At 71.5% G+C, this 9,785-nt stretch carries 9 protein-coding genes; 7 read left to right on the forward strand and 2 right to left on the reverse strand.

Translation table 11 applies throughout. The annotated features are described in order from the left end of the window. Positions 1-68: 68 nt before the first annotated feature. Positions 69-584, reverse strand: a complete 516-nt coding sequence (locus tag ACFWEG_RS04315; RefSeq protein WP_387209017.1) for an ATP-binding protein — start codon at positions 582-584, stop codon at positions 69-71. A gap of 426 nt (positions 585-1,010) precedes the next feature. Here ACFWEG_RS04315 and ACFWEG_RS04320 point away from each other — a divergent pair, with 426 nt between their 5' ends. The 5 genes from ACFWEG_RS04320 (at position 1,011) to ACFWEG_RS04340 (ending at position 6,280) form a co-directional block, all read left to right on the forward strand. Beyond that, entirely contained in the window at positions 1,011-1,883 is an 873-nt protein-coding gene (locus tag ACFWEG_RS04320) for a helix-turn-helix domain-containing protein (RefSeq protein ID WP_387209019.1), read from the forward strand. 148 nt (positions 1,884-2,031) lie between these two features. Beyond that, positions 2,032-3,492: an aldehyde dehydrogenase family protein gene (locus ACFWEG_RS04325; protein ID WP_387209021.1), complete on the forward strand. Its 1,461-nt coding sequence runs from the start codon at positions 2,032-2,034 to the stop codon at positions 3,490-3,492. Between the two features lie 147 nt (positions 3,493-3,639). Then, positions 3,640-4,281 (forward strand): PadR family transcriptional regulator, encoded by a 642-nt coding sequence (locus tag ACFWEG_RS04330; RefSeq protein ID WP_387209023.1) that lies wholly within the window; start codon positions 3,640-3,642, stop codon positions 4,279-4,281. A 143-nt stretch (positions 4,282-4,424) separates the two neighbouring features. Continuing rightward, on the forward strand, positions 4,425-5,420 hold the full coding sequence (locus ACFWEG_RS04335; protein ID WP_387209136.1) for an ATP-binding cassette domain-containing protein: 996 nt from the start codon (positions 4,425-4,427) through the stop codon (positions 5,418-5,420). A gap of 113 nt (positions 5,421-5,533) precedes the next feature. After that, positions 5,534-6,280 carry an ABC transporter permease gene (locus tag ACFWEG_RS04340; protein WP_387209138.1) on the forward strand — a complete coding sequence of 249 codons (747 nt, stop codon included), beginning with the start codon at positions 5,534-5,536 and terminating at the stop codon, positions 6,278-6,280. 168 nt (positions 6,281-6,448) lie between these two features. Here the strand turns inward: ACFWEG_RS04340 and ACFWEG_RS04345 are convergent, their stop codons facing one another. Beyond that, positions 6,449-7,855 (reverse strand): glutamate decarboxylase, encoded by a 1,407-nt coding sequence (locus ACFWEG_RS04345; RefSeq protein WP_387209025.1) that lies wholly within the window; start codon positions 7,853-7,855, stop codon positions 6,449-6,451. 191 nt (positions 7,856-8,046) lie between these two features. Here ACFWEG_RS04345 and ACFWEG_RS04350 point away from each other — a divergent pair, with 191 nt between their 5' ends. Together ACFWEG_RS04350 and ACFWEG_RS04355 are read left to right on the forward strand one after the other, a co-directional pair. Further along, positions 8,047-8,805, forward strand: a complete 759-nt coding sequence (locus ACFWEG_RS04350) for a MerR family transcriptional regulator (protein ID WP_387209027.1) — start codon at positions 8,047-8,049, stop codon at positions 8,803-8,805. A gap of 246 nt (positions 8,806-9,051) precedes the next feature. Then, on the forward strand, positions 9,052-9,785 hold a 734-nt coding region (locus tag ACFWEG_RS04355; RefSeq protein ID WP_387209029.1), incomplete at its 3' end, for a DedA family protein.

A 9,785-nucleotide genomic window follows, 5' to 3' on the forward strand; every position in this document is an offset into this window, starting at 1 on the left:
GCCCCGCGGGGCCCCCCGGGCGGGCCTTCGGTCCTCCGATGGGCGGTCCCCCCAGGGCCCGCCCACGCCTACACCCGGAACAGCGCCCAGACCACCTTGCCGCGGCGGGAGCCGACCAGGGGGTGCCACCCCCAGCTGTCGCTGAACGAGTCGACGAGGAAGAGGCCCCGCCCGCACTCCGCCGCGAAGTCCTCGTCCTCGCGCCGCGGTTCGGGGCTCACCTCGCTGGGATCGCGCACCGCGCACACCAACCGCTCGGACCAGCGCATGAGATGGAGCCGCACCGGCGGCTCCGGCTCGGACCGCGGACAGCCCGCCTCAGGTGAACCGCCGTTCGCCGCCGCGCCCGTCACCGCGTGGCGCAACGCGTTCGTCACCAGCTCCGAGACGACGAGCGACACGTCGTCGAAGCGCTCCCCGAGCCCCCACCCCTCCAGCGTCTCGTGCGTGAACCTCCGCGCCCCCCGCACCGCGTCCAGCCGGGCGGGCAGCGCACAGGAGGCGGATCCGTCCACGTCTCCCACGTCCAACGGCGGCAGCTGCCGCCTCAAAGGCTCGAGCATGGTCGATCCATTCGTCCCCATGCGAGGCACTCCCGGGATTCGCGTACGAAGCGATACAGCGGATGGCGCGAGGCGGTGCAGACAAGCAGGCGGTGCGGTCGAGCGGCGGCGCGGGCGGCACGGCGGTGGAGAACGGTGCCGGTGGTACGGACGGTGCGGGTGAGGCGAACAACACGAAGCACGACATCGAGCTCGGCGCGCGCGAGCCATGGTTCCGAATGCGTACGGCTGATGCAAGGGCAGATGCACGTGCAGCCGACCCTTCTGTCCCCTTCCTGACCCCACCGCCCCCTTTATTCCCGCAACTCATTTACGGCCCCGGACAAGACTTTCCGTTTCTGTAATCGAACGTGTACGGCCCGAAGCGTTTAATGGCAGACTGCATCACCGAAGACCGCCGCCCCACCGGCGGTTCTGCGCCGGCACGACAGGGAGGGGCTCGCAGACATGACGACCGCAGCCGCAGGTGAACCGAACGGCTCTCTGGTCCGGCGCATCCTCCTGGGGTCCCAGCTGCGCCGGCTGCGCGAGTCCCGGGGGATCACCCGCGAGTCCGCCGGCTACTCGATCCGCGCGTCCGAATCCAAGATCAGTCGGATGGAGTTGGGGCGGGTAAGCTTCAAGTCCCGTGACGTGGAAGACCTGTTGACGCTCTACGGCGTCACCGACCCCGCCGACCGGGGTGCCCTGCTCTCGCTGGCCAAGGAGGCCAACGTCGCGGGCTGGTGGCACAGTTACTCCGACGTGCTGCCCGGCTGGTTCCAGACCTACATCGGCCTGGAGGGCGCCGCCGAGAGCATCAGGAGCTACGAGGTCCAGTTCATCCCCGGCCTGCTGCAGACCGCCGACTACGCGCACGCCGTCGTCACCCGCGGCGCCCCGAACCTCGGTGCCGCCGAGGTCGAACGCCGCGTCGCGCTCCGCCTGGAGCGGCAGAAGATCCTCGTCTCCGAGCGCGCCCCGCACCTGACCTGCGTCCTCGACGAGGCCGCGCTGCGCCGCCCCTACGGCGACCGCGACGTCATGCGCGGCCAGCTCCAGCACCTGATCGAGATCTCCGAGCGTGCGAACGTCACTCTCCAGGTCGTGCCGTTCAGCTTCGGCGGCCACGCGGGGGAGGGCGGGGCTTTCACCCTGCTCGGCTTCCCTGAGTCCGACCTCTCCGACGTCGTCTTCCTGGAGCAGCTCACCGGCGCGCTCTACATCGACAAGCACGAGGAAGTGGCCCTGTACGACCGGGCGATGGCCCGGCTGACCGAGGAGAGCCCGAACCCGGGCGACACCCGCGACCTGCTGCGCGGGCTGCTCCAGCTCATCTGAGGCGCCAACCCTCCCGCGTCCTGCCCGCCACCTGCCCGGTGTCACGCTCGGCCAACCCGTGGCCCGATCGAGACGAACACCCCAACTCGGTTGCCACATCAGTACGATGACGCGACATCAGGTGTTGACGTCTGCAGTAGGGGATCTCATGGCTTCCTTCTTCACGGAACTGGACCGGCAGTACATCGACGGCGAGTGGAAGCCGGGCAGCGGCTCCTGGGACATCGTCGACTTCAACCCCTACAACGGCGACAAGCTGGCATCCATCACCGTCGCGACGGTCGACGAGGTCGACCAGGCCTACCGGGCCGCCGAGCGCGCCCAGCAGGCCTGGGCCGACACCAGCCCGTACGCCCGCCGGCAGGTCTTCGAGCGCGCCATCCGGATCATTGAGGAGCGCGAGGAGGAGATCGGCGAGGCGATCATCGCCGAACTCGGCGGCACCCGGCTGAAGGGCGGCTTCGAGCTCCACCTCGCCAAGGAGATGCTGCGCGAGGCGATCCAGCTGGCGCTGCGCCCGGAGGGGCGGATCATCCCGTCGCCGGTCGACGGCAAGGAGAACCGCGTCTACCGCGAGCCGGTCGGCGTGGTCGGCGTGATCAGCCCGTTCAACTTCCCGCTGCTGCTCTCGATCAAGTCCGTCGCCCCCGCCCTCGCGCTCGGCAACGCGGTCGTCCTCAAGCCGCACCAGAACACCCCGGTCTGCGGCGGCACCCTCGTGGCCAAGATATTCGAGGACGCCGGCCTGCCCCCGGGCCTGCTCAACGTGGTCGTCACCGACATCGCCGAGATCGGCGACGCGCTGCTCGAACACCCCGTCCCCTCCGTCATCTCCTTCACCGGCTCCGACAAGGTCGGCCAGCACGTGGCCACCGTCTGCTCGGCGAACTTCAAGAAGTTCGTGCTGGAGCTCGGCGGGAACAGCGCGCTGATCGTCCTGGACGACGCCGACGTCGACTACGCCGTCGACGCCGCGGTCTTCAGCCGGTACGTGCACCAGGGCCAGGTCTGCATGGCGGCCAACCGGGTGCTCGTGGACCGCAGCCTGGAGGCGGAGTTCACCGAGAAGTTCGTCGCGAAGGTGCGGACCCTCAAGGTCGGCGACCCGACCTCGCCCGACACCGTCATCGGCCCGCTGATCAACGCCACGCAGGCCGAGAACATCACGGCCACCGTCGACCAGGCCATCGCCGACGGCGCCACCGCGCTGCTGCGCGGCGAGGCCGACGGCAACCTCGTCTCGCCCTCCGTCCTCACCGGCATCGCCGCCGACGCGCCGATCCTGAAGGAGGAGGTCTTCGGCCCCGTGGCGCTGATCATCCCCTTCGACGGCGAGGACGACGCGATCCGCATCGCCAACGACACCCCCTACGGCCTCAGCGGCGCCGTGCACACCGCGGACGTCGAGCGCGGGGTGCGCCTCGCGCGGCGGGTGCGGACCGGCATGATCCACATCAACGACGGGACGGTGGCCGACGAGGCGATCGTGCCCTTCGGGGGCGAGAAGCGCTCCGGCCTCGGCCGGCTGAACGGCGACGCCAACTGGGACGTCTTCACCACCCAGAAGTGGGTCTCCATCCAGAACGGCCGCACCCACTTCCCGTTCTGACCCGCCCCTTCCCGTTCCGGCCCACCCCGACCGCCGGCCCGGCCGCTCCCGGCGGCCCCCGGGGCCGCACGCCCTCCCGTACCCTCGTCAAAATTGACGAGTCCGTGCCCGCTCCGGCGGGCGCGGGGGTACGGGAGGTGCGGAGCCATGAGCGCGATCCGGCTGTTGGTCCTCGGCGCCGTGCGGCAGCACGGCCGGGCGCACGGCTACCAGGTGCGCAACGACCTGGAGTACTGGGGCGCCCACGAGTGGTCCAACGCCAAGCCCGGGTCGATCTACCACGCGCTCAAGCAGATGGCGAAGCAGGGACTCCTCTTCGCCCACGAGGTCGCCCCCTCCACGGCGGGCGGCCCGCCCCGCGTCGAGTACGAGCTGACCCCGCGCGGCGGCGACGAGTACTTCCAGCTCCTGCGCGAAGCGGTGTCCGCGCACGACGAGAAGACGGACGTGCTCTCCGCGGGCATCGGCTTCATCGTCGACCTGCCGCGGAGGGAGGCCGTCGAGCTCCTCGAGAAGCGGCTGGCGGGCCTCGCGGAGTGGCGCAAGGCGGTCACCGACCACTACGTCCCCGAGGAGGGGCCGGGGCAGTACGGCCACATCGGCGAGATCATGAACATGTGGCTGCACTCGGCCGACGCCGGCGCGGACTGGACCCGCGGTCTCATCGAGCGCATCAAGGGCGGGGCGTACGTCTTCGCGGGGGAGGGCGACCCGTTCTTCGGCGTCCTGCCGGAGGACGAGGAGAACCCGTACGCGACGGACTACGTGCACCCGGACGACATGCGGTGACGCCGGGGGCCTGTGTCGGCAGCGGTGGCCCGTCCTGACTAATCAAGTTTGACGACCTTCCCCCGCGGGTGTACTTTCCGGTTGCGCCCCGGTAGTCAAGTTTGATCAATGAGGGGTGCCGTATCGGCATGGCCCGATGCCCGATGCCCGACGCCCGACCAGGAGGCAGCGTGATCGTCGTAGAAGGACTCCAGAAGCGGTACGGGGAGAAACGTGCGCTCGACGGCCTCGACCTCGCCGTAGCCGCCGGCACCGTGCACGCCGTCCTCGGCCCGAACGGAGCCGGCAAGACCACCGCGGTCCGCGTCCTGTCCACGCTGCTGCGCCCGGACGGCGGCCGCGCCCGCGTCGCCGGCGTCGATGTCGTCGAACGCCCTCGCGAGGTCCGCCGCCGCATCGGCCTGCTCGGTCAGAGCGCCGCTCTCGACGAAGAGCTCAGCGGTCGGCAGAACCTGGAGATGTTCGGCCGGCTCCACCACCTCGGCGCCCGCGGGGCCGGCACCCGCGCCGACGAGCTGCTCACCCGGTTCGACCTCGGCGACACGGGGCGCAAGGCCGTCAAGCAGTACAGCGGCGGCATGCGCCGCCGGCTCGACCTGGCCGCCTCGCTCATCACCGAGCCCGCCGTCCTCTTCCTCGACGAGCCCACCACCGGCCTCGACCCGCGCGGCCGCACCGAGGTCTGGAACGCCGTCCGCTCCCTGGTCGGCGGCGGCACGACCGTGCTGCTCACCACCCAGTACCTGGAGGAGGCCGACCGGCTGGCGGACCTGATCTCGCTCGTGGACGGCGGCCGGGTCGTCGCCGAGGGCACCGCCGACGAGCTGAAGACCCGCACCGGCGGCGACCGCGTCGAGGTCGTCCTGCGGGACGCGGGGCAGGTCGCGGACGCGGCCCGGCTGCTCGGCCCCGAGGCCGCCGCCGACCCCGACCGGCGGCGCGTCACCGCGCCCGTGCCGCCCGGCGGCCGGGTCGCCGCCCTGGCCGCCGCGGTCCGCGCCCTGGAGGACGCCGGCCTCGACGCAGAGGACGTGGCGATCCGCCGCCCCACGCTGGACGAGGTGTTCCTGCACCTGACCGGGGCCTCTTCGAGGACGCCGCACGGATCCGCACCGACGCCCGAGGAGGCTGCCGCATGAGTAGTCCGTCCTTGACCACTCCCCTCGGGGCCGACGGCTCCCGACCCTCCTCACCGGCTCCGTCCGTAGCGCCGGAGCACCGGTTCGCCCACACCCTCGCCGACTGCTGGACCATGACCCGGCGCGAGCTCGCCCACTGGGGGCGGCAGCCCGCACAGGTCGTCGTCGGGCTGGTCTTCCCGGTGATGCTGCTGCTGATGTTCGGCTACCTCATCGGCGGCGGACGCGGCCTCGAAGGCGACTACATGGCCTACCTGCTCCCCGGCATGCTCGCCCTGTCCATGGCCTTCGGCCTGGAGGCGACCATGCTCGCGGTGACCCAGGACCTCCAGAAGGGCGTCATCGACCGCTTCCGCGCCATGCCGATGGCGTCCGGTGCGGTCCTGGTCGGACGCGCGGCCGCCGACATGATCCAGTCCGCGGTCGCCCTCGCCGTCATGGCCGGCGTCGGCCTCGCCCTCGGCTGGCGCTGGAACGGCGGCCTCGCCGCGGGGTTCGCCGCGCTCGGCCTGCTGCTGCTCCTGCGGTTCGCGATGCTCTGGGCGGGCATCCACCTCGCGATGGTCGCGGGCCGCACCGAGCTGGTGCAGGCGGTGCAGATCCTCGTCTGGCCGATCGGCTTCTTCTCCAACGCCTTCGCCACCCCCGAGGCCATGCCCGGCTGGCTCGGCGCCGCCGTCGAGTGGAACCCCCTCTCCGCGACGGCGACCGCGGCCCGCGACCTCTTCGGCAACCCGACCGGCGCGCCCGGCAGCTGGGCCTCCGACCACGCCGAACTCCTCGCCCTCGCCTGGCCGGTGGCCCTCACGGCGGTCTTCTTCCCGCTGGCGGTACGGCGGTTCGCCCACCTGAGCGGGTAGGCGACAGGGGGCGGGGCGGCACGTCCCGGGCGGCCGCGCCCGCCGGGCGAACCGGCCGGAGGCCGGGTGAGGCGTGCGCGCGGCGGGCGTTTCCGCATGCCGGGCGCAGCCCGTGTGCCCGCCGACGCGCGGGCGCGGGCGTCGCAAGCCGTTCCGTCCCGCGCCGGCTCAGTGGTGGAAGCCCGTGGCCCCGCGCTGCCCGCTCGCTCCCCGTCGCAACGGCCCGTCCTGTGCCCGCAGCTCCGGTAGCAGGGACTCCAGGTCCCCCAGGAACAGCTCGGCCAGGTCCGAGGAGAAGCCGTTGCGGCAGACGACGCGCAGCACCGACAGGTCCTCCCGGTTCGCCGGGAAGGTGTACGCGGGCACGAGCCAGCCGCGTTCGCGGAGCCGCCGTGAGACGTCGAAGACGTCGAAGGCGGTCACCCCGGGCGCGGTGGTGAAGGCGAACACCGGCAGTTCGTCGCCCCGGGTCAGCAGCCGGAAGTCGTCCATCGCCCCGATCCGGTCCGCGAGCGAGGTGGCGACGGACCGGGCGGCCTGCTGCACCGCCCGGTAGCCCTCCCGGCCCAGCCGCAGGAACGTGTAGTACTGCGCGACCACCTGCGCGCCGGGCCGGGAGAAGTTCAGCGCGAACGTCGGCATGTCCCCGCCGAGGTAGTTCACCCGGAACACCAGCTCCTCCGGCAGGCACGACGCGTCCCGCCACAGCGCCCAGCCGACCCCCGGGTAGACAAGGCCGTACTTGTGCCCCGAGGTGTTGATCGACGCCACCCGCGGCAGCCGGAAGTCCCAGACCAGGTCGGGGTCGAGGAACGGGGCGACCATGCCGCCGGACGCGCCGTCCACATGGACCGGGACGTCGAGCCCGGTCCGCTCCCGCCACTCGTCAAGCGCGGAGCAGAGCGCGGCGACCGGCTCGTAGGAGCCGTCGAACGTCGAGCCGAGCACTGCCACGACGCCGATCGTGTTCTCGTCGCACAGCTCGACCGCGGCCTGCGGATCGAGGTGGAAGCGGTCGCCCTCCATCGGGACGAGCCGCGCCTCCACCTCCCAGAAGGTGCAGAACTTCTCCCAGCAGACCTGCACGTTCGCGCCCATCACCAGGTTCGGGCGGGCCGTCGCCGGATAGCCCGGCGTCCGCGCCGCCCACCGCCGCTTGAGCGCCATCCCGGCGAGCATGCACGCCTCGCTCGACCCGGTCGTCGAGCAGCCGACGGCCTCCGGCGCGTGCCACAGCTCACCGAGCATCGCCACGCAGCGCCGCTCCAGCTCGGCGGTGCGGGGGTACTCATCCTTGTCGATCATGTTCTTGTCGCGGCACTCCGCCATCAGCACGCCCGCCTGCGGCTCCATCCACGTGGTGACGAACGTGGCGAGGTTGAGCCGGGAGTTCCCGTCGAGCATCAGCTCGTCGTGCACCAGCTGGTACGCGGTGGCCGGCGGCAGCGGCTGCTCGCCGAGCCGCTCGGTCGGCGGCGCCTCGGTCATGTCCGCGACCGGGTCCGCCTCTCCGAAGAACGGGTTCACGGCGTGCGGACGGCCGGGCCCGGCCTCTCCCTTGTGCAGCGGCGACATGATCGGCGATGCTCCTCGCGTGGTGCCGGAATGATCCTGATTGCACGGTAAGTCGACGTGCGGGCCGACGCCCGTCGGAGCACCCCGCCCCGCGGGCTTGCACCTCACGCGACGTGAGGAGCCACGCTGGGGCACGTACCGCGAGAGCCGCGGTACGGCCGGACGGGAACCCGAGGAGTGGAGTGGTCGACGTGGACTACTCGGTGGGGCAGGTCGCCGGGATCGCCGGCGTCACGGTGCGCACGCTGCACCACTACGACGCGATCGGGCTGCTCTCGCCGAGCGCGCGCAGCCGCACGGGACACCGGCGCTACGGCGACGGCGACCTCGACCGGCTGCAGCAGATCCTCTTCTACCGCGAGCTCGGATTCCCCCTCGACCAGGTCGCGTCCCTCCTGGACGACCCGCACGCGGACCCCCGCGCCCACCTGCGGCGGCAGCACGCCCTGCTGTCGGCGCGGATCGAGCGGCTCCAGGAGATGGCCGCGGCCGTCGCTACCGCCATGGAGGCACAGAAGATGGGCATCAGGCTCACCCCCGAGGAGAAGTTCGAGGTCTTCGGCGACCACGACCCCGACCGGTACGCGGCGGAGGCGGAGGACCGCTGGGGCGGCACGGACGCCTACGCGGAGTCCGCCCGGCGCACCGCCGCGTACACCAAGGACGACTGGATCCGCGTCCAGGCCGAGCAGACCGACTGGAACAACCGCTTCGCCGCGCTCATGGCCACCGGCGCGGACGCCGCGGACGAGGCCGCGATGGATCTCGCCGAGGAGGCCCGCGCACTGATCCGGCGCAACTACTACGACTGCACCTACGAGATCCACGTCGGCCTGGGGGAGATGTACGTCGCGGACGAGCGCTTCACCGCGTACTACGAGGCGATCCGGCCGGGCATGGCCGCGTTCCTGCGGGACGCGATCCTCGCCAACGCGCTGCGGAACACGTAGGACGGCCCGGTGGGGGCGGTGGTCGGTCGCCGACGCCCCCACCGGCGGCGCGGGATCGGGTGCGGGCTCGGAGGGTGTCGGACCCGGATCGCAGTGATCAATTTTGACCACTTCCGTCCGCTAGTCTGGTCCGGCCCGCTGGAACCAGCCTCTGCCCAGGCGCGTTGTAGCTTTGGCCCGCGGTGCATCCACCGGTGCGTGCCGACCGAACCCCGCCCGACCACCCACACCCAGGAGTCCGGACCCGTGAATACGCTTGCGCTCGGCCCGAGCTGGCTGGACCCGGACTACCTGATCCAGACCTTCGGTCTGATCGGTGTCCTGGTCATCGTCTTCGCCGAATCCGGGCTGCTCATCGGGTTCTTCCTGCCGGGCGACTCGCTGCTCTTCACCACCGGTCTGCTCGTGACGACCAACAAGCTCGACACCCCTCTGTGGCTGGTCTGCACCCTGATCGTGCTCGCCGCGGTCGCCGGCGACCAGGTCGGCTACCTGTTCGGCCGCAAGGTCGGGCCCGCGCTGTTCAAGCGCCCCGACTCCCGGCTCTTCAAGCAGGAGAACGTCGAGAAGGCGCACGTCTTCTTCGAGAAGCACGGGCCCAAGTCGCTGATCCTGGCCCGCTTCGTGCCGATCGTGCGCACGTTCACCCCGATCATCGCCGGCGTCAGCCGCATGAACTACCGCTCGTTCGTCGTCTTCAACATCATCGGCGGCGTCCTGTGGGGTGCGGGCGTCACGCTCCTCGGCGCGGCGCTCGGCCAGATCGACTTCGTGCACGAGCACATCGAGATGATCCTGATCATGATCGTCCTGATCTCGGTCGTGCCGATCGTCGTCGAGGTCCTGCGGGCCCGCAGCCAGGCGAAGAAGAACCCGGCCCCGGCGGCCGAGGCCGCGCCCGCCTCCTCGCAGGACGACACGCAGCACCACCCGCTCCCGCCGGAGGTCCCGTACCCGGGGCAGACCGCGCAGTCCGGTCA

Source organism: Streptomyces sp. NPDC060194, assembly GCF_042728285.1.
Classification (GTDB): Bacteria; Actinomycetota; Actinomycetes; order Streptomycetales; family Streptomycetaceae; genus Streptomyces.

Bases quoted from the DNA above. Each gene is read 5' to 3' on its own strand.
- ACFWEG_RS04315 (WP_387209017.1), bottom strand. From the start codon at position 584: ATGGGGACGAATGGATCGACCATGCTCGAGCCTTTGAGGCGGCAGCTG.
- ACFWEG_RS04340 (WP_387209138.1), top strand. From the start codon at position 5,534: ATGACCCGGCGCGAGCTCGCCCACTGGGGGCGGCAGCCCGCACAGGTC.
- ACFWEG_RS04330 (WP_387209023.1), top strand. From the start codon at position 3,640: ATGAGCGCGATCCGGCTGTTGGTCCTCGGCGCCGTGCGGCAGCACGGC.
- ACFWEG_RS04335 (WP_387209136.1), top strand. From the start codon at position 4,425: ATGCCCGACGCCCGACCAGGAGGCAGCGTGATCGTCGTAGAAGGACTC.
- ACFWEG_RS04320 (WP_387209019.1), top strand. From the start codon at position 1,011: ATGACGACCGCAGCCGCAGGTGAACCGAACGGCTCTCTGGTCCGGCGC.
- ACFWEG_RS04325 (WP_387209021.1), top strand. From the start codon at position 2,032: ATGGCTTCCTTCTTCACGGAACTGGACCGGCAGTACATCGACGGCGAG.
- ACFWEG_RS04345 (WP_387209025.1), bottom strand. From the start codon at position 7,855: ATGTCGCCGCTGCACAAGGGAGAGGCCGGGCCCGGCCGTCCGCACGCC.